20 protein-coding genes and 1 other RNA gene are annotated in these 20,162 nt (G+C 44.9%); 7 read left to right on the top strand and 14 right to left on the bottom strand.

The features are described from left to right. Nucleotides 1-38: 38 nt before the first annotated feature. The 4 genes from MKY24_RS09065 to MKY24_RS09050 form a co-directional block, all read right to left on the bottom strand. Nucleotides 39-683, bottom strand: a complete 645-nt coding sequence (locus tag MKY24_RS09065) for a TlpA disulfide reductase family protein (protein ID WP_076264296.1) — start codon at nt 681-683, stop codon at nt 39-41. 169 nt (nt 684-852) lie between these two features. After that, nucleotides 853-1,590, bottom strand: a complete 738-nt coding sequence (locus tag MKY24_RS09060) for an exonuclease domain-containing protein (RefSeq protein ID WP_023988027.1) — start codon at nt 1,588-1,590, stop codon at nt 853-855. Then, nucleotides 1,587-2,669 (bottom strand): DUF294 nucleotidyltransferase-like domain-containing protein, encoded by a 1,083-nt coding sequence (locus tag MKY24_RS09055; RefSeq protein ID WP_316243536.1) that lies wholly within the window; start codon nt 2,667-2,669, stop codon nt 1,587-1,589. Before MKY24_RS09055 ends, MKY24_RS09060 begins: the two co-directional genes overlap by 4 nt. Before the next feature lie 48 nt (nt 2,670-2,717). Beyond that, on the bottom strand, nt 2,718-4,121 hold the full coding sequence (locus tag MKY24_RS09050) for an ammonium transporter (protein WP_023988025.1): 1,404 nt from the start codon (nt 4,119-4,121) through the stop codon (nt 2,718-2,720). 295 nt (nt 4,122-4,416) lie between these two features. On the opposite strand from MKY24_RS09050, the gene MKY24_RS09045 reads away from it, so the two are divergent. Together MKY24_RS09045 and MKY24_RS09040 are read left to right on the top strand one after the other, a co-directional pair. Further along, complete coding sequence (locus tag MKY24_RS09045; protein WP_339201817.1) at nt 4,417-4,848, top strand: MerR family transcriptional regulator; 432 nt, start codon at nt 4,417-4,419, stop codon at nt 4,846-4,848. A gap of 40 nt (nt 4,849-4,888) precedes the next feature. Further along, nucleotides 4,889-5,560, top strand: a complete 672-nt coding sequence (locus tag MKY24_RS09040) for a zinc metallopeptidase (protein WP_013309722.1) — start codon at nt 4,889-4,891, stop codon at nt 5,558-5,560. Nucleotides 5,561-5,639: 79 nt separating this feature from the next. On the opposite strand, the gene MKY24_RS09035 is transcribed toward MKY24_RS09040, so the two are convergent. Further along, nucleotides 5,640-6,578: a LysR family transcriptional regulator gene (locus tag MKY24_RS09035; protein ID WP_023988022.1), complete on the bottom strand. Its 939-nt coding sequence runs from the start codon at nt 6,576-6,578 to the stop codon at nt 5,640-5,642. A gap of 98 nt (nt 6,579-6,676) precedes the next feature. Beyond that, nucleotides 6,677-7,300, bottom strand: coding sequence for a rhomboid family intramembrane serine protease (locus MKY24_RS09030; protein ID WP_023988021.1), 624 nt, complete (start codon nt 7,298-7,300; stop codon nt 6,677-6,679). Nucleotides 7,301-7,419: 119 nt separating this feature from the next. Between MKY24_RS09030 and tpx the strand changes: the two genes are divergently transcribed. Then, nucleotides 7,420-7,938 (top strand): thiol peroxidase, encoded by a 519-nt coding sequence (tpx, locus tag MKY24_RS09025; protein WP_053325164.1) that lies wholly within the window; start codon nt 7,420-7,422, stop codon nt 7,936-7,938. Nucleotides 7,939-8,031: 93 nt separating this feature from the next. Here the strand turns inward: tpx and MKY24_RS09020 are convergent, their stop codons facing one another. From MKY24_RS09020 to MKY24_RS09005, 4 genes are all read right to left on the bottom strand, one after another. Further along, complete coding sequence (locus tag MKY24_RS09020) at nt 8,032-8,424, bottom strand: DUF1499 domain-containing protein (RefSeq protein WP_013309718.1); 393 nt, start codon at nt 8,422-8,424, stop codon at nt 8,032-8,034. A 211-nt stretch (nt 8,425-8,635) separates the two neighbouring features. Next, nucleotides 8,636-8,830: non-coding RNA, 6S RNA (ssrS, locus tag MKY24_RS09015), on the bottom strand. Nucleotides 8,831-8,888: 58 nt separating this feature from the next. Then, on the bottom strand, nt 8,889-9,650 hold the full coding sequence (locus MKY24_RS09010) for a DUF624 domain-containing protein (RefSeq protein ID WP_023988019.1): 762 nt from the start codon (nt 9,648-9,650) through the stop codon (nt 8,889-8,891). A gap of 222 nt (nt 9,651-9,872) precedes the next feature. Beyond that, nucleotides 9,873-11,462, bottom strand: a complete 1,590-nt coding sequence (locus MKY24_RS09005; protein ID WP_023988018.1) for a DEAD/DEAH box helicase — start codon at nt 11,460-11,462, stop codon at nt 9,873-9,875. Nucleotides 11,463-11,787: 325 nt separating this feature from the next. Here MKY24_RS09005 and MKY24_RS09000 point away from each other — a divergent pair, with 325 nt between their 5' ends. From MKY24_RS09000 to MKY24_RS08985, 4 genes are all read left to right on the top strand, one after another. Beyond that, nucleotides 11,788-12,609 carry a YitT family protein gene (locus MKY24_RS09000; RefSeq protein WP_023988017.1) on the top strand — a complete coding sequence of 274 codons (822 nt, stop codon included), beginning with the start codon at nt 11,788-11,790 and terminating at the stop codon, nt 12,607-12,609. Between the two features lie 172 nt (nt 12,610-12,781). Then, the gene (locus MKY24_RS08995) at nt 12,782-12,970 is read left to right on the top strand and encodes a hypothetical protein (RefSeq protein WP_080683009.1); all 189 of its coding nucleotides are present in this window, start codon (nt 12,782-12,784) and stop codon (nt 12,968-12,970) included. Between the two features lie 216 nt (nt 12,971-13,186). Then, nucleotides 13,187-14,365 carry a putative glycoside hydrolase gene (locus MKY24_RS08990; protein WP_028542824.1) on the top strand — a complete coding sequence of 393 codons (1,179 nt, stop codon included), beginning with the start codon at nt 13,187-13,189 and terminating at the stop codon, nt 14,363-14,365. A gap of 196 nt (nt 14,366-14,561) precedes the next feature. After that, entirely contained in the window at nt 14,562-15,932 is a 1,371-nt protein-coding gene (locus MKY24_RS08985) for an MATE family efflux transporter (RefSeq protein ID WP_339201813.1), read from the top strand. On the opposite strand, the gene MKY24_RS08980 is transcribed toward MKY24_RS08985, so the two are convergent. The 4 genes from MKY24_RS08980 to MKY24_RS08965 all read right to left on the bottom strand — a co-directional run bounded on the left by MKY24_RS08980 (nt 15,929) and on the right by MKY24_RS08965 (nt 19,983). Further along, nucleotides 15,929-16,138 carry a DUF3906 family protein gene (locus tag MKY24_RS08980; RefSeq protein ID WP_013309710.1) on the bottom strand — a complete coding sequence of 70 codons (210 nt, stop codon included), beginning with the start codon at nt 16,136-16,138 and terminating at the stop codon, nt 15,929-15,931. The two genes, MKY24_RS08985 and MKY24_RS08980, sit on opposite strands and share 4 nt — an antisense overlap. Nucleotides 16,139-16,255: 117 nt before the next feature. Continuing rightward, on the bottom strand, nt 16,256-17,227 hold the full coding sequence (gene pfkA, locus MKY24_RS08975) for a 6-phosphofructokinase (RefSeq protein ID WP_023988013.1): 972 nt from the start codon (nt 17,225-17,227) through the stop codon (nt 16,256-16,258). Nucleotides 17,228-17,250: 23 nt separating this feature from the next. Next, on the bottom strand, nt 17,251-18,330 hold the full coding sequence (locus tag MKY24_RS08970) for a tetraprenyl-beta-curcumene synthase family protein (protein ID WP_013309708.1): 1,080 nt from the start codon (nt 18,328-18,330) through the stop codon (nt 17,251-17,253). Nucleotides 18,331-18,567: 237 nt separating this feature from the next. Next, nucleotides 18,568-19,983, bottom strand: coding sequence for an MATE family efflux transporter (locus MKY24_RS08965; RefSeq protein ID WP_339201811.1), 1,416 nt, complete (start codon nt 19,981-19,983; stop codon nt 18,568-18,570). Nucleotides 19,984-20,162: the final 179 nt, after the last annotated feature.

The following is a 20,162-nucleotide window of genomic DNA, read 5'->3' as shown; positions in this document are numbered from 1 at the left end:
TCAGGTGCTCGCATGAGCTATAAGGTGCCTTTGGCGGTCTACTCGGCTCCCAAAGACACCTTCTTTTTTTGAAGAGTTTTTATTTTGCGTTCCAACTCCTGCTCACTGAGCATTCCGATTATGATTTCGCGGACCTGTCCATGATGATCAACCAGTACATGGGTCGGAAAAGCCACCCCTCCAAATCGTTCAAACAATGCTCCTTGCTCATCAAGTAAAATGGGAAATTGGAGATCCAAAGAGCGGGAAAACTTCTGTACATCCTCCAATCGATCATAGCGAGTTACATTGATACCATAAACATCCACATCATCTTTGTACTTACTATACAACTCATTCAGCATAGGTGCTTCTAATCGGCACGGGTCGCACCACGAAGCCCAAAAGCTAATAACCAAAGCTTTATTGCGCGTGGCCCCTACATCGTAGGACTTGCCATTTAACCCCTTTAAAATCAAAGAAGGAAGCCGTTGACCAGGCTTTATCTTTTTCATTACCTCTACCGCATGTGCTTCAGCCTCTACCTCTTTCTCAGCTTCAACTCTTTCTCTACCATATTCCTCTTTTAATGGTACATTTTTTATGGACAGGCTTGCTGCATAAGTTGTGTTTGCAATAACTCCCCATGAAGCCCCAACCACAACCAGCATAACCATCGCTCTGATGAAAAGAAATCTTTTCACGTCTTATCACCTGTCTTTCATCTAATGACCCTTACCTTCTCCATAGGATGCCCATACTGTTCCCACCTCTAACCTTCTAAATCTGAACAGGACGCAAAAAAACAGCAAACCCACGAAATCGCGAACTTGCTGTTTTTATGTGTATATGAATGCTATGCCTTGTACTGAATCAGGCATGACTTAAATGCGCGTAGACATCTGCCAAATTGGTCACGTTACGCTTCAGCATTTCCTGAACATACGCAACCCACAGCTTAGCCGTCATTTTCGCATCCTCTAACGCATGGTGCCGCCCTTCAATCGGAATGGATTGGTAGGCCAACAATTCATCCAAACTGTAGGTTTGATGTTGCTGTGGCTCGAGCCATTTGGCAAGCATCATCGTATCCAGAACACGATGAGTCAATTGGACTTTAGATGTTTTCCATAACGCAGCATTCAAAAAGGCCTTATCATGAGCGCTAGCATGTGCTACAAGTACTCGCCCACCTACAAAGGACATAAAGTCGTGCAGTCCATTCATAAGTGGTGGAGCTTGATCCGTCATTTCCCGGGTAATCCCAGTTAGCTCGGTAATGTGCTCAGGAATCACAGTCCGTGGATTAACAAGCGTATAAAACTGCTCTTTTTCCATAATCATGTCCCCGACAACCCGAATCGCCCCGAACGATAAAATCTCATCTCCATGCTGTGCTGAAAATCCCGTTGTCTCCAGATCAAAAACTACCGTCTCCAAACGATCCAGCGGGGTCCGCAATACTTCAGAGCGCCGTTGCTCCCGGGTTAAGGAGCGAATAAACGCCATCTGCTGAGCCGTAGGAGCCCCCATTACAGATGCGATCGCAGACGGTACTCCTCCTCTGCGGAGAGCGCTCCAGAAGCCACTTCCCTGCGCCGGTTCCTTCATGACCTTCTCCCTTCCATAAATCGCAACTGCCTTTGCAACGCACGATGCAGCCGTCGTACCGTCGAAAGCGCCTCGCGCAACTCATGCCAGCCTTTACCTTGTTTCAGCGGCTTTACAGCCAGGTAGCCATTGCTGACCAGCAATCCATCATTCTCTTTCACTGGCGTAGCCATTCGTAGCTGAAGCGCAATCCGAAAGGCTCGCTCGCAAGCATCGAGTAAAGGCAACGGTGCCGCTTCCAGTGATGCGAGACGACTGAGCCTTTTGAAGGTGGAGGTTTCCTCTACACCATGTTGCAACGCCAAAAAACGGACTGCGTTCACCAGTGGAATGTACAATCCGTATTTCACATCAAAATCGCCCGCATGCTCACCGAAGCGCTCGGTAACGATCTGACCTAAAATATTAAGTGTCGCTTTATGCCTCACTGTGTTCCTAAGTACCGCCGAGGGTAAATCAGGATGTTTTCGGAACAACTCATAAAAACTTCGTTTCCAGTTTGCAGATAGTCGCTCATCTCCAGCGATATGCCTCATATCAGACGAGATAATCAGATAACGGATCGGCTCCCAAGCAAAATCATCCGACCATTTCGTTAGCTGTTTTTGCCATCCAGACAATGTTTGACGCCACAACGGCTCCGAGCACATTACTTTCCCTTCACATTTGGGATATCCCAAATACTCTAACATCGCAGACACTCTGCGACCAAACTCTCTAAAATACAATTCTTTGTCAGCAGATATTGTGTCACTGATAATCATACCGTTATCCTGGTCACTCCACAGCGTCGATTCCGAGCGCCCCATGCTTCCGAAGGCTATAAATGCGTAAGGGACGGGAGGAGGGCCGAAGCCATCCTCAACCATCCCTTTTTCGCACATTTGTACAGCTCTGGCCGCGATGCGGTCATGCATTTCATTCGCCGTTCGTAACCAGTCTGATAACGGAGCGGAGGCTTGGGAAGCCAGCAGCCATTTTTGAGAGTCGACCCTGGCCTGCCTTAGCGATTCAGGTGTATCTGCATGATCTATCACTTCGGCGGAACTCACCCAAGGGGCCATATTTTGCAGTTCCATACTTCCATCTCCTCCGCTCATTCATACTGGTTCTTTATATTTTACATATTAGTTCACAATTCCAGAACGCTTTTCAGCCTCGGCAACCAACTTCATTTGCTCAGGATAGCCGTACGTACCGTGTTCACTGATATCCAGTCCCATCGTTTCTTCCTCTTCCGTAACGCGAATACCCATAATCGCTTTCATCGCACCCAGAATAATGAAGGAAATGACGAACACGAAAGCCAAGGTGCCAATCAGTCCAAGCAGCTGTACCCCTAATTGTGTAAATCCACCACCATAGAACAGACCCGCTTGACCTACACCTGTTATTTTTACAAGCTCAGGAGTAGCGAAGAACCCTGTAGACACTGCGCCCCACATCCCTGCAACACCATGCACGGAGAAAGCATATACCGGGTCATCTACTCTTGCACGCTCGAACCATTGCGCTGTGAAGAAAGTGACGATCCCTGCAACTGCACCAATGACCAGTGCCGCCCAAGGTGCCACAAAGGCACAAGAACCAGTAATGGCAACCAAAGCCGCCAGCACACCGTTTAGCATAGCAGGAATATCTGCCTTTCCGTATACCATCCAGGATACGAGCAAAGCGAAAACTCCACCTGCCGCAGCAGCAATATTGGTAGTCAAGGCCACATATCCAAAGAATCCGTCGTTCATAGCCGATACAGCACTACCTGGGTTAAATCCAAACCAACCAAACCAGAGAATAATAACACCCAAGATAGAGTACACCTGATTATGACCAGGGATAATGTTCGGCTTGCCATCTTTATTGAACTTGCCCAGACGCGGTTTGAGCAGCAGTGTAGCGACGAGTGCCGCCGTAGCGCCTGTCAAATGGACTACCGTCGAACCGGCATAATCCTGCATTCCCAACTTACCAAGCCATCCGCCGCCCCACACCCAGTGAGCTACAACCGGATAGATTACGATGGAGAATAAAATACCGAAGATAATGTATACACTTAATTTTGCACGCTCTGCCATCCCCCCGCATGCGATAGAAAGTGATACCGCAGCGAAAGCAAAGTGGAACAAAAACATAATTGTAATCGGAACATCCAGACCTGAAAGAGCATCAAACGATACTGCAGCATCCGTACCACTCATGAAGAAACCCGTCAGTCCCATAAATCCGTTGCCGCCATCATTACCAAAGCCGAATCCAAATCCAAGTGCCCAGAAGGACAAAGCCGCAACACCCGTGGTGAGAATCGTTTTACCAGCGACATGGCCCGCATTCTTCATTCGTGTCGAGCCTGCCTCCAGCAATGCAAATCCCGCTTGCATAAAAAATACAAGTATAAATGCCAAGAACGTAAAGGCCGTGTTTAACCCAGCTTGAAGTTGAATATTTGTCGGACCGTCAGCAGCAAACGCACCTACCGGAAAAGCTAATACTGTCAGCATGGCCAATAATACAACTAACCACTTTTTTCTCATGAAGCCCACTCCCTCGAATGTTAAGTTTCTTTACATTTCGTGAAATTCTTATTGTCATTATAATCAGAATACATGAAAGTTGACAAGATTTTTTTTATTATGTTAAAAAAATATGGTCCCAAACAATCCATGTCACATTTACTAACTATAAAAGTAGCTTGTTTCTGTCCGAAAAAAAGCATGACGTTTGACTGTATGGTTGGGAATCATGTAAAATATTCTTTATAAACACTCCGTTTGCAAATGCTAATATTGAAGGTTGAACGAAGAGCGCGAGGTGAAGACAGATGGGGATATGAAGCTGTATCGAATTGGTGAGCTAGCCAAGGCGGCTGGTGTCAGCGAACGAACTATTGATTATTACACAAAGCTTGGTTTAATCACACCTGAAGAACGATCATTGAAAAATTATCGGCTTTATAATGATGAAACCTTAAACAGGCTTGAACGTATTAACCAAATGAAACAAGAGAAATATAGCCTCGAGGAAATCAGACAGACACTGATTAAATGGAACTCGGTCGCGGGGGAAGAGCACGTCACGGACAAACTAACGAGTCTAGAGATGCACATGCAGCGTCTGGAACGTGAAGTCAATGAACTACAGCCTCTTCTGGGGCAGCTCAAGCCCGTTCAAGTGCGCAAGTTGCTTACTGGTCTACTACCACAAAGCGCCGCTTGTATCGAAGCTCTGAAGTATCTGCTGGAGCATAGTTCTATGATGTAGATGCCCGGGCTAGTGATGAACAATAATGGAGGGTTGCTTTATGATGGGTATGTATATATTGATTATTCTTGCGTTCGGATTATCCTTATGGGCGCAATTCCGTGTAAAAGGTACTTTTAATAAATGGTCTGATGTCCCAAACGAAAATGGGTTGACCGGTTATGATGCAGCTCGGCACATGCTGGATCGCAATGGTTTGCATGATGTGCCTATTGAACCAGTACCTGGTGCTTTATCTGACCATTATGATCCAATACAAAGAGTCGTACGGCTGTCCGAGCCCGTTTATTATGAAAAATCCATTTCTGCAGTTGCCGTAGCTTGTCACGAGGTTGGTCATGCCATTCAGCATAAAGAGCATTATCCCATGCTGGCACTCCGTCACCGGATCTTTCCGATCGTAAACTTCGCTTCCGGGATTGCACCGTTTCTGCTGATTGCCGGTTTCTTATTCAGCTACACGAACCTGATTGGCTTGGGTATCATCTTTTTCTCGGCTACTGTCGCTTTTCAATTAATTACATTACCGGTTGAATTCAATGCTTCCAACCGCGCCCGAGAAATTATGGTTTCCGAAGGGTTTATCCGTAGTGATGAAGAACGGGGTATAGCCAAAGTATTAAATGCTGCTGCATTAACTTATGTGGCTGCAGCTCTCGTTTCCTTGCTGGAACTAATCCGCTTAATCGGTATCTTTAACAGCCGGGATTAATTGCTTGTATTACAAAAAAGGTTGTTCCTCCACCAAGAGGAACAACCTTTTTCCTTTATCTAAAACCAATCAGCTATACTCACTGCCCTAAATCCGCTTTAGCACTTCCATTCGGAGTAGCAGCACTACCTTTAAGGCCAAAATATTGCAACAAAAAAGTTCGGAATGACTTTGCAACTAATGGTAGTTTGTCATCTCTGCGATGAATCAAGCCAATAGTTCGCGTGACCTCTGGATCAACAATCGACACTCTTGCAGGTTGAAGCGGGTTGGTCTGAAACAACGCCATTTCAGGCAAAAGACTGACTCCCATACCAGCCGCAACTAATCCGCGAATCGTATCTGTCTCTTCACCTTCAAAAGCGATATCCGGCGTAAACCCTGCCTCCAGACAAGCCTGCCAGACAATCGGACGTAACGAATATCCATCTCTGAACAGGATGAATTTTTCTCCTTTAAGCTGACTCAGCGTAATGTGTTTGGCCGTAGCTAAAGGATGATTGGGCGGGAGAACAGCAAACAACTCCTCGGTCAGCACCACATCCCCCTCTACATGATCATGACGATCCGGAAAAGGAGATACAAAAGCCAAATCCACCTCACCCGCTAACACATCACGAATTAAACTCGGGTACATCCCCTGTTTAAATCTGAATTTAACATTGGGATACCGCTTTCGGAATTCAGCCACCACTGTAGGAATAAGATGAATCCCCAAACTGTGCGGAAAACCGATGCGGATTTCGCCCCCCTCAGGATCCAAAAACTCATGTACTTCCAAAACAGCTCGCTCTAGATCTTTTATAATCGTCTCAACCCGTTTGCAAAATAGTTGTCCCACTGGCGTAAGCTGCAAATTGCGACCCTTTTGCATAAAAAGATTGACTCCCAGCTCCTCTTCAAGCTGATGAATTTGCCGACTTACCGCAGATTGCGCCACATGTAGCTCCTCGGCTGCCTGAGTGACATGTTCTTTTTGCGCTACCTTCATGAAGTATTGCAACTGTCTTAATTCCACTCCGATATTCGCTCCAATCTGTTTTTCAACATCCGGAAGAAGACGTCAATCGAACATCATCCTCTTTCTTCCCCTGCTAACTTACCGTAAAACTATCTTTAGTGACGTTTGCGTTGGCCAGTCAATCTGATCATTAATCCATAAAGGAAAAACCCACTGAGCAATCCCCCGAAGTGAGCGGTCCAGTTAATGTTCGCTACAGCGAAAGAAAACAGGATACCAAACCCAAGCAGCGTGTACAGCGTTTTACGCGAGGCGTCATCCATCAGTGACCGCTGGAACAGGGCAACGTATAGGAATGCTCCATAGATGCCATAAATCGCTCCTGAAGCCCCTACAGAGACTGTCGTTTCCGTCATCATATTGTAATGCGCGATGGACAGTATGTTCCCTACAATGCCCGTGACCAGATACAATAACACATAGCGGAAGGACCCCAGCAAACGCTCCAGCGGAGGAGCGAAGACGAGTATGGCGAAGGAATTGAACAGAAGATGATCAAACCCTGCATGTAAAAACATAGCTGATACATATCGCCACAGTTGATCAGTGAATGGCGCTTCATTAATCAAAGCTCCATATCGGATCAACGTCAAACTATTTTCCGATCCCCCCTGTACGGTGAGTACAATAAACATCACAATATTAATGAGCAAAATCAGACAGGTTACTGGGTAAAACCGCAAATAACTTTTCCAGTTCTCATAACGTAAAAAAATCAAGGCAATCCTTCCTTCATGGGTGTCTCCACCTTATTCAAATTGGACAATGTCTTTTATAAAAGATTATAATAGATTTCGGCAACGATAACCAATGCTAAAAACCAAGGAGGCTATTACATATGGCACAAGAACGTACAGGAGCTGCTACTTTTAAAGGCAATCCTTTGACACTCTTAGGTCCTGAACTGAAGGTTGGAGATCAGGCACCTGATTTCAAATTACAGAAAAACCTGCTAGAAGCAGCTACGCTCCAAGACTTTGCAGGCAAAGTCAAATTGATCAGTGTTGTTCCTTCTTTGGATACAGGCGTGTGTGACGCACAGACTCGACGTTTTAACCAGGAAGCTGATTCCCTTGGGGATCAAGTCGTAGTGCTGACTGTCAGCGTCGATCTGCCTTTCGCTCAAGCTCGTTGGTGCGGTGCTGCCGGTATCGACCGCGTATTGACACTGTCCGACTATAAGGATCATTCCTTCGGCGAAGCTTATGGTGTGTTCATCAAGGAATTCCATTTGGATCATAGAGCTATTTTTGTGATTGATCAAAATGATAAAATCGCTTACGTAGAATACTTGAGCGAAATGTCCGAGCACCCTGACTATGAGCAAGCGATTGCAGCAGTGAAAAAACTCGTCTAAATCAAGACTGAATATTAAAAAAGCGAGTGAAGGGTTGCCTTCCTCGCTTTTTTTTGACGTTTGTCTGCCACATCACTGCTCACACATCTACAATTACTGCACGACCTTATGAGCGGACAGCTTCTTGTCAATCACAGCGAACAGTTGCAAAATGATGCGGTAATTCGCGCCCAAGTCCCCTAGCGATCCGCGCGAAGCAGAATAAATATCCACCGCACTCCGAACTGGCGAGACGGACAATATAGAAACGGTAATGTCGACAGTTCTACCGAACGCCGTTCGCTTCTCTAACGTAATCTCACCTACGGATGCTACCTCATGGAGTACCTTGTAGCCAGGAATTTTTTTCAAAATAGATGATACTTCTTCCCAAGCCTTGTCTCTCGATAAGTTATAATAGCGTGTCTTCATTTGGGGGTCCTTGACCCGGTCGCTTGTACCTTCTTGGCTGCGCACAATCCCTACCAGAGTCCTCTTCAACGACAAGACATTTCCTCCTTCACGATAATCGTTGCCATAATGCAGCACATCGGTTTTTTTGCTGCAAGCGCTTTATAAAAACGTTAAACAACAAAAACTTAACCGACCATACCTGTGGTATGCGACCTTAGTACCTCATGTCTTAGTTTAACATTGTTACATACAAAAAACACCCTGTTTCTGCACGAAGCATGAACAGAGTGTATTCATTATCTTTGGAGTACCCGCCGATGCCGTCCGACCATAGCGTCTTCTGAACCTGCTTTAGCAGGTGGGTGACCGCAGAATAAACTTTTGAAGTCCCCTTGTCAGGAATTGACAGGGCTTTTCAGCTGTTCATCCGTATAGATCTCCCTAGACATTGTCATTGGTTCAAAACAACAAATGACCGTAACGTGCATCGCAGGATGTGACCTTATTATAGCGCTTCTCACTCAGAAAGTAAATGCTAGGAGAAATATGTTTTATTTTTAGAGGTTATCACTTTTCTTGTCTTCAATGGTTGCCGTATCTTCATCTTTCTGCTTCATCTTTTCCATTTGATCTTGCATTTTGAGGAATGTTCCATAAAAATTAAAGAAAGCGAACCAGGCAACCACGCTGCCGATGAAGAATAGGAAAAGCACAGGATATTTGACTCCAATAAATATAACAACGGCGCTGCCGAGCATGGTGGAAAATACACGGAATGGTCGAATCAGCGTCAATAAAACCGCATTTTTAATAATTTGTCCGGTAGACATATGATAATGAGCCACCATCGAAAAGAAGTTAAACATAGACACAAGCAAAATAATGATAAGAATAAGCATAATTACGCCCACGATTTGCAAGTTGCTGAGTTGTGTCATATATACGGTATAATCCACATACATGATGACAAACAGCAATGTGTAAAAGATACCCCCGATCAGACTCTGCTTATAATTCTCTTTATACCCTTTAAAAAAGGTACGAAACACGCCCGTATCGGTATCACCCATTACCCATTTGCGAACCACTGTGAACATAGCCGATGTGGCTGGAAATAAAGTAAGCGGTGCCAAAATAGCCATCGCCCAGTTCATTTGTAAAGACTCATTAGCCAAATTCTGATTCATTACAAGTAGTTTCAGTATGAGGCAGAATACAAAAGGCGACGAACATAACACCCATAACAAATTTGTAGCCGCCAGTCGGGTAATCCACTCGGTCAGGCGGTAAATACCACCCATAGCTCCTTTAAACTCCAATGTCAGTCTCTCCCTCCGCAAGCCTTGGCAGTTCCAAGACTCATGTTGCTATGCCTATAAATTCCGGCTCTTGACTATATCATACCGTATTTCAGCCCTAATACGCCAGAGAAATCAATACATGACCCATTAAAGCAGATCGCTAAAAGGTTCATTCATACTGATCAATCATAACAAAAAAGCCGAAGCTTCATCTGCTTCGACTTTTCATTATTTCATTTCTTATTCGGAAGAGGAATCTTCACGTCTTGCAGGACGACGAGTTTCTCCATTGCTGCTCGGGCGTGGTTTACGATCTCCACTGTAGCGGCTTCCTGAATCACGGTTGTAGCCACCGCCTTCTTTGCCACGGTTGTAACCGCCATATCCACCTTTACTTCCACTACCGCCGGTACCGCCAGAACGGTTGGAATTGTAACCACCATTGCTACGACCGCTATAGTTGGAAGGCTTGCGACCGCCAGAACGCACGTCTGGTTTACGACGTTTTGCACGGATCGGATCTTCTGGAGTCAACTCAATCGATGCTTCTCTTTTCTCACCAGTCATCAGTTTCAGAGCTGCGGAGAGAAGTTGTACAGAATCATATTGCTCCAGCATTTGAATAGCCAAACCTTTGTACTCGTTCAGCTCACCGCTTTCTACAGCCTCTAGGAGACGTTCAGCAATGATACGTTGTTTGCCTTCCAGAGCTTCAGCCAACGTTGGAAGCGGCTTGCGTGGAATGCGGTGACGAGTTACACGTTCGATAAAGTGCAAATGGTCAATTTCACGAGGCGTTACGAAAGACCAAGCTTCCCCTTCTTTACCTGCACGTCCAGTACGTCCAATACGGTGAACATAGCTTTCTGGATCTTGCGGAAGGTCAAAGTTCACAACGTGAGTTACGCCGGAAACGTCCAAACCACGGGCAGCTACGTCAGTCGCTACGAGCACATCGATGCTTCCGTCACGGAATTTACGCATTACAGCATCACGTTGGTTTTGAGACAAGTCACCATGCAAACCGTCTGCAGAATATCCGCGTTTTTGCAGAGCTTCAGCCAGCTCGTCTACCCGACGCTTGGTACGACCAAATACGATAGCAAGTTCTGGGGATTCCATGTCGATCAAACGGCTCAATGCTTCGAATTTTTGACGCTCAGGAACTTCGATATAAGCCTGATCAATCAGTGGAGCACTAACTTGTTTAGGAATAACTGAAACATGCTCAGGATTTTTGAGGAATTGCTCAGCCAATCTTTTAATATTAGGAGGCATTGTAGCCGAGAAAAGCATCGTTTGGCGCTCGTCTGGAACTTGCTTCAGAATGGATTGAATATCTTCCATGAAGCCCATATCCAACATTTCATCTGCTTCATCCAAAACAACTGTGTTTACATCTTCCAGCTTGATGGTTTTGCGATTAATATGGTCAAGCAAGCGTCCTGGCGTACCAATAATAATTTGAGGTTTCTTTTTCAAAGCACGAATCTGGCGTACGATATCTTGTCCACCATAGATTGGCAAAGTACGAAGACCTTTGAAACGGGAGAGTTTTTCGATTTCTTCAGCTACCTGGATAGCAAGCTCACGTGTTGGTGCCATGATCAGGGCTCTGATTTTTTCGTCGCTTCTAGAAATTTTGTTGATCAGCGGAATACCAAACGCAGCAGTTTTACCAGTACCTGTTTGGGCTTGGCCAATCATGTCTCTGCCTTGCAGTGCAATCGGGATGGATTGGGATTGAATTGGTGTTGCTTCTTCAAAACCCAGTTCTGTAATCGCCTGAATTACTTTCGGTTCAAGATCAAATTCTGCAAATGTCGTCAAATTTATTCAAACTCCTTCATAATGGTGGATGTGGTGGACAATCCACAATGTTGTCTGTATTCTTAAGTAGCGATATTATTGTATAAGTTTTCCCCAATACAGTGACAGTTTATTTAGACCTATAACTGCATCTTTCTGTAATGAATTTGGGGAACCTATCCGATACATCTTAAACGAATTTATCCTTTTTAAAACAGTTTAAATTTTAAGTGTTTCTCTGGACATAGGTCCCTACTCAAGAATATCCACATCGCATTATAGCACAGAACAATTCATGAATACCAGCAAGTTGCTTCCCGTATAATTTAAATGAGGTGAAATTAAGTTGTTAAAAATAGTGTTAAACTGCTTAACTGTCATTTTTGGAGCCGCTGCCATTGCATGCGGTTTTAATCTGTTTCTCGTGCCACACCACTTGCTGAGCGGAGGAGTAGCCGGGCTTTCCATGTTAATCGGCTACTTCACAAAATTTGATATCAGCGCGATGTATTTTATTATCAATATCCCGATGCTTATTGCAGGCTGGTTTATTTTAGGCAAGCGTTTTATTAGCCTGAGCATTTTATCCGTTGTCGTTACAACGTGGATTTTGGCGTGGGTGCCGGTGCAATCTGTCGTGTCGGACCCCCTGCTGGCCTCCGTTTTTGGTGGGGTAATGATCGGCGTTGGAGCAGGAATTTCCTTTCGGGTAGGAGGGTCCACGGGCGGTTTTGACATTATCGGTTCCATCGTCACTCGTTATCGTGACTTCCCCGTAGGAACTGTACTTGTTGGCATGAATGGACTGGTCATTCTTGCAGCAGGATATTTGAACGATGATTGGAATATTGCACTTGCGTCGATGCTATCTATTTTTGTGACTGGCAAGGTATTGGATCAAATCTATGTCAGTCACACGAAGATTACCGTCTACATTATTACAGAGCACACCGACAAGCTACTGGAGCGGATGTTGACCACACCACGCGGTGTTAGCAAAATAAAAATTGAAGGCGCATTTTCACATACCGAAAAGGACATGCTGATGACTGTCACGACACGCTACGAGCTAGTTGAATTAAAACGCATCATTAAAGAAGTGGACCCATCTGCTTTTGTCAATATTGTGGAAACGGTTGGGGTGATGGGTTCATTTCGCCGAAGATAAGCACAAACCTAAGTGTCAAAATACAGTTTCTGTGGTACACTATATGTGCGCTGTTCCCATAGTATATAAAGACCAGCTTTACCTGCTATTTCACAGGCACTTTGCTTTTCCGAATCGTATTGAATGATTCTTTTGGAATGATTCCGAGCAGGAAAGGGTGATTTTTGTGGAAATGGAAACGGTAAAACTGTCCGACATTGTCTTAAGGTGGTACCCGGAAATGCTCCCTTCTCTTAAAAAGGATGAGCTTAACTCGATGATTGTGCTTCGGGACGGGATGGCCATACTCAAGCCAACGGATGCGCTAGAAATTATTCAGTACAGTATTTGCGAGCATCAAGACAATAATTATCTTCAATAAATTTCTTTACCAAGTGCCGCTTCTTCCGGTTGCATCTACGACCGCGAAGAGAGCGGCATTATTTATGCATTTTTATGGATTCAATGAACACCGGTTGGGTTAATCATGTAAGACTGTGCCTGATGATTCCAGTATTGGTTACAAGCGTGTTGTTTTTCGATACATAACTTTACGTATAATCAGGTAAGCGACATACATAAGGGAGAGAGTTAGGAAATGAATATGATTTGGGCAATTATGCTATTGGCGATGGGGATAGGCGGAAACGGGGATCAGTCAGCCAACGCTCCAAATGTAAAAGATACGGTGGCAACAACAATTAGCAGCGCCATGATTCAGGCTCAGCACAATAATATGAAGGTGGATGCCTCCAATCCTCCGGTTAAAATTGACCCACAACCGACGACTCCTGCTATCAAGGGCATCTATGTCACGGCGTATAGCGCAGGCGGTTCGCGTATGACCCAGTTGCTTGAACTGCTTGACAAGACAGAGCTCAATTCCATGGTTATTGATATTAAAGACGATGCAGGTTACATCACTTATCCAACGACCACTCCCGAGCTGCTCAAATTGGGCAAGCCGCAAAAATTCATTCGGGATATTTCCGGTTTGATGGACCGATTGAAAAAGCATAATGTTTACCCGATTGCTCGTATTGTCGTATTTAAAGATACGGTACTGGCCAACAAAAATCCCGAGATGTCTTTCCGTAACCCTGACGGCTCTGTCTGGAAAAACGGCAAAGGAGACGGGTTCGTTAATCCCTATAATAAAGAAGTATGGGATTATAATATCGCCATCGCTAAGGAAGCAGCCAAACTTGGTTTTAAGGAAATTCAATTTGACTATGTACGTTTCCCCGAAGGCTTTGAGAAAAGAGCAGACAAGCTGAAATATACCAAATCAGATCAATCCCGCTCGGATGCAGTCGCTGAATTCGTACAATATGCCCGCAAAGAGCTTGCTCCATTAGGTGTGCGAGTATCGGTAGATATTTTCGGATATGCCGCATCCGTTCCTGCTGCGGAGGGGATTGGACAGGATTTCACTAAAATCTCCGAAAATGTGGATGTCATTTCGCCCATGGTTTATCCAAGTCACTACACCACAGGCTGGTTCGGTGTAAAAGATCCCGATAAGAATCCTTACCAGACGATTAAAGGCTCCATGGCCGATACCCACAAAAAGCTCGATCCGACGGGCAAGCTAAAGCCAATTATTCGTCCTTGGATCCAGGATTTTACCGCAAGTTGGTTGGGGAGCGGACATTATGCCAAGTATGGGAAAACGCAAGTAGAGGATCAAATTCGCGCGCTTAAGGATATGAAAGTGGATGAATATTTACTCTGGAATGCCACAAACCGCTATACAAGTGGAGTAACTTACAAATAATTTATCCCTCCGGACTTCTCGTTCTCTTATACAAGATTTAGAAATTATATAATTATTTCGAAGGCTGTCCCGTTGTTTGGCGAACGGGTGCAGTCTTTTTTATTACTGTTCAAATGTAGCGGTATCCCTTACAATAAATACTTACATGTTATGATATATACAAATAATCAATCCCTAGTAAATGAGGAAAACAAAAATGCAATTGACACTAACAACGGGGCAGAAATGGAAGCAGCTTTTCTACATTTTACTCCCTATCCTGATTACCCAGCTTGCACTATCTGCCATGACTTTTTTCGATACGAATATGTCAGGGCACTTTTCCCCTGCCGATCTGGCTGGAGTAGCCATTGGAGTAAGCCTATGGGTTCCTGTACAAACAGGCCTTAATGGAATACTTATGGCTATCACGCCCATTGTATCTCAATTGGTAGGAGCACAGCGCAAAGATAAAGTCTCCTACTATGTCATTCAAGCACTTTGGCTCTCTCTCGCCCTGTCTATGGTCGTTTTGATTGCTGGCATTATTTTGATCAAACCTATTTTGAACGGTATGAATTTGGAACTGAGAGTTCATAATGTGGCCCTATATTACCTTTGTGCCATGGCCTTCGGGATTGTTCCTCTATTTGCCTACACTGTGCTCCGAAGCTTTATGGATGCATTGGGACAAACCCGCTTTACGATGTTAATCACGCTCATGTCATTACCCATCAATGTATTGTTAAATTATCTACTTATTTATGGAAACTGGGGTTTTCAGCGTCTGGGGGGTGTGGGTTCCGGGGTAGCGACGGCGACCACCTACTGGATCATCATGCTGGTTGCCGGTATCACTGCGCATCGTGGAAAAATATTTGCCGAATACCAAATCTTTAACAAAATATACGGGATTGCTGCTGGTGCTTTGAAAGAGCTCATCAAGATTGGAGTACCGATTGGATTTGCTATATTTTTTGAGACTGCCGTCTTTTCAGCCGTCACCCTCTTCATGAGCAGTTATAATACAGCTACCATAGCCGCACATCAGGCCGCCATGAACTTTGCATCTACGCTGTATATGATTCCACTCAGCATTTGCATGGCACTTACGATTCTGGTTGGCTATGAAACAGGAGCTACTCGCCCGCGGGATGCCAAAGCTTATAGTGTAATGGGTATCAGCAGCGCAGTAGGTCTATCACTGATTACAGCTATTGTACTGCTTATCTGGGGTGAACAGGTTGCTCGACTTTACTCCACCGATCCGCAGGTCATTCAATTGGCACAGCATTTTCTAATCTATGCGATTTTCTTTCAGATATCTGATGCTGTCGCTACACCTACACAAGGAGCGCTGCGCGGGTATAAAGACGTCAATCCAGCCTTTTTGCTCACATTCCTCTCCTATTGGGTCATTGGGCTTCCTGTAGGATATATACTGGCACGCTGGACTTCACTAGGGCCCTACGGCTACTGGATCGGTTTGATTACAGGATTGGCAGTAGGCGCTATTTTACTTCTCTGGCGTCTGGTGAAAGTACAACGTCGTTTCTCCGAAAAAAAACAACACGCAGAGGCAATTTAGCCTTTGCGTGTCTCGATTACATATGCTGCCCCTAAAGTTATTCGTTTTTTCTCCACAATCGCCACTTCGTTCAGCTTGGGGGGATAAAGAAAGTGTCTCTCCACATGTTGTTCAATTTCTTCAAATGCCTGTTCTTCATTTTCAGCAGCGAGAATGACGGTCAGCGCTCCTTCCGAACTGTCCACTTCGATTTTGAATAGGTACATGTATGACTACCTCCTGATAGGACTCAAAGCTAAAAAAATAGCGGATGACTCGGGTCATCCGCATAATTTTGATCTTTTCCAATATCAGAGCCGATCTATTTTACATAAAGGCTCTTATTATTGGGACAAACGCAAGGCCAGCTCATAAAGCTCCATATTGAAATCTTTTTTGGTATTTACAACCTTGTCAATATCTGTAGCTACCAACTTACCGTCGATCGTTCCGCAAGCCTTGTCAGATATGCCCTCGATCAATTGGCGAACAGCAAAGTCACCCAAACGGCTCGCCAGGTTGCGGTCAAACGCTGTTGGTGTGCCTCCACGTTGAATGTGTCCAAGCACTGTAACACGAGGCTCATAATCCGGACAGTTTTCTTGGATAACCTGTGCTACTGTTTCGCCTTTGCCTACACCCTCAGCAACGATAATGATACTATGGCGTTTGCCATGCTTAAAGTTTTGCTTCATCCGATCGGATACTTCATTCAGGTCAAATTCTACCTCAGGCACCAAAATCGTTTCTGCGCCAGAAGCCAGCCCTGCATGCAGAGCAATATCGCCACAATGACGTCCCATAACTTCCACGATGGAAGAACGTTCATGCGATGACATCGTATCACGCAGCTTGTTGATTGCGTCCACTACGATACTAACCGCTGTATCAAAACCAATAGTGTAGTCCGTGAAAGAAATGTCATTGTCAATCGTACCCGGAAGACACATGGTTTTAATGCCTTGCTTGGTCAGTTTGTTAGCTCCTTGGTAAGAACCGTCGCCACCAATCACGACTACGCCGTCAATTCCACGGTTACGCAAAATTTGAGCGCCTTTTTTCTGCCCTTCTTCAGTCGTAAATTCCAGGCATCTTGCAGATTGAAGTACAGTACCCCCACGTTGGATAATATCTCCGACGCTTCTCAGATCCATTGGAAAAATATCATCGTTCAAAAGGCCTTGATAACCGCGTTGAATCCCGAATACTTCCAGTCCAAAATACAATCCGCTACGTACGACGGCGCGAACTGCCGCGTTCATCCCTTGTGAATCTCCACCACTTGTTAATACTGCAATTTTCTTAACTGCTGTCATGATTTATGACCTCCTCAAAATAATCATATAAGCCTTCTTATCCATCGACTGTTTAATAAGAAAAACAAACGCATGAGCGGACTATTTTTCATTAAACGTCTCGAAACAGCGCGAACGTCCTGCTGCTCGCTAACTTTAGGGTCGGATAAATATAAAGCCAGCAATCCCTCGATAATCATCCGGTGAAAGGAGCTGGCAGGGACATCTGCAATATCAGCCCGCGCCCGATTCACAACGTAGGCGATCCGGTCTAGCATCATGTCGGTATCTTCATAATAATTGCAAAAGTTAAGATCTCCGCCCTTCCGGTCTTCGTCTTGATCGATTAGATAATCCAGCAAAATATGAAGACTGCACACATGTGGAAAATACGATGCATGTATTGAGGCAGCCCCTGCATCGGTCAGATGCTGGTCGCTGGCAGCAAGAAACAGCATAAAGACCCCCAGAGTTGAACCGGTAGCCGCAGCAAACTCATTCCAGCGCAACTCTGGTGTACGGTCTTTATGAAGCGACCACCAGTCCAAAAGCGCTTGTTCCCGCAGCTCGGGTTTAATATGCTTGTATACTTGCAAATCCGTGTATAATCGCGCCAAATCCTGAACGTAAGGCATTGCCGCCTCATAGCCCGGAAGCCTGCTTACACAAGACTGACAGGTTGTCACCAGCCCGGTCAAATAACCGCCATCCTCCTGCTCACGACGCAACTCATAATAATTCACTGGCCTAGCCGTCGGATTAACCGCATCCAGCATAGCCTGATGCAACAGCCTGAAATCATCCGGGTCCATGGACGTACTGCGATCACACAGGTTGTCCAGATAATCACTAATGGTCTGATACGCTACGATCAGCGGAATTAGCGTCTGCCGGGCAGACATATTGGCTGCGGCATAAACCGCCCCACCCACGCAGTGAAACGTCTTATCCGCTATGCTCGCAAGCGCCTGGCTTCGCAGCTCAGGGTCCGGAATTTGTTCGGCCTTGCTCTTCCAGTTACTCAATTCTAGTTTCGTTTCAGGGAGAATGTGCTTGTACATTCGGCTCATTAGACCTATGGGGCCTCTCGGTACTTGATAACGTCCTTGCTCAACATAACTCAAATGACGGTGCCTCCACATTGTTGTCTACGTAATTATACCTATCCAAACCATATCCATTATAATATGTTCGTCCTTTTAGCACAAATGAACAACCTCACTTTTTTCTTTAAAATTCAAGAAAAATGAGCTATTCTCACAAAAAGACTTTATACCCGTAATGTTTTATTAGTCAAAAATAGGAGTTACACAAAATCTATCCTTATAAGACTTTAATCGCAAATAGTATAAATGGCCTACCTATCCCTTGTCCTCTGCTGGCTTCACCCCTTGGATTCCCTCTCCCATGCTTGCCTGCTTCCATTTCCCGAAAGCATAATAGAAAATGACTGCTACGGCAGAGATAGCAAAACCAACAGGAAAACTCCACCATACAGCATCTAGACCATACTCATCAACAAATACATAGGCCAAAGGTATACGAATGCCCCATAATGAAATAATGGTAATTAAAAGCGGTATCATTACGGAACCCGTTGATCGAACAACACCTGTAATGACATTAGTAACACCGAATATAACAAAAGACCACAAAGTGATCAGATTAATCCGCATACCCAATTCCAATGCACCCCCCGTAGAAGGAAGGAACATGAGCAAGGCCTGACGGTTAAACACGTAAATTAATACCACAGCTCCACCAGTCAACACAAAATTATACACAATCCCAATCCAGGTTGTCATGCGCACTCGATCCCAACGTCCTGCTCCGATATTTTGAGCGGCAAAGGAAGATACGGCTGCACCTAACGCCATTGCCGGCATCTGCACATAGCTGGACAAATTATTGGCTGCTGTATAAGCTGCTGCTGCCACTGTTCCGTAGCCATTAATCAGATTCATTAAAGCAATCGCGCTGGTGGAGACAGCAATCATTTGCAACCCCATCGGCACTCCCTTACGGATTAGGGTCCAAATAATCTTCCAATCAAATCTGAGTAAATGAAGCTCTGAAGAAGTAATGCGCAAAAAATATTTTACTCGATATAGGTAAATGAGGATCAACACAAAGCTGATCCCTTGAGCGATCAGAGTAGCAGTAGCGGAACCTCCAATGCCCATAGCAGGAATCGATCCCCATCCGAATATTAACAGCGGGTTGAGTAGTACATCCAGTACGACGGAAACAATTAGAAAATAAAATGGTGTTTTGGAATCTCCAGCCCCTCTCATTACAGTCATTATGTAGTTATAGCCGTACAAAAAGGGCATGCCTGCGAAAATAATACGTGTATACGTGATCGCCATATCCACCGATTCGGCAGGTGTATTGAGTACATGAAGAATCCAAGGCGCACTCAAAAATCCGATAATACCTATAGCAAAAGCGAGCACCAGAAAAAAAACTGCACTTGTACCTACTACACGCTTGGTTTCAGCTACGTCTCCTGCTCCGATATTTTGTCCGATCATAATGGTGGCCGCCATGGTGACGCCAAAAATCGAACTGATAAGAAAAAACATTATAATATTTCCGTTGGAAGCGGCAGTCAATGCGGCTTCTCCCAGAAACTTTCCAACCCAGATCGAGTTGATCGTTCCATTCAGGGATTGCAGAATGTTTCCGAACAGCATCGGCAAAGAGAACATAAACAGCGTTTTGGCAATAGGACCTTCAATCAGGGAAGGCCTACGACTAGCCTCTGCTGCACTCATTTTCTCAACTCCTTCAATTTAAGATGTCTTCTGCTTAGTTTTATTACGTATAATACCCTATTCCTGCTCAATCTTCTCATATCATAAACGTATTTACGCAAAAAAGCGCAGTCCCTTAAATGTAAGGAACTGCGCTCTCAATTCATAGTTTAACCGTAATATATAAGACATCCGTAGAA

It is taken from the genome of Paenibacillus sp. FSL P2-0322, assembly GCF_037975315.1.
Taxonomy (GTDB): Bacteria; Bacillota; Bacilli; order Paenibacillales; family Paenibacillaceae; genus Paenibacillus; species Paenibacillus polymyxa_B.
The sequence above is the reverse complement of the archived record's forward strand: the minus strand, read 5'-3'. Positions and strand labels throughout refer to the sequence as shown.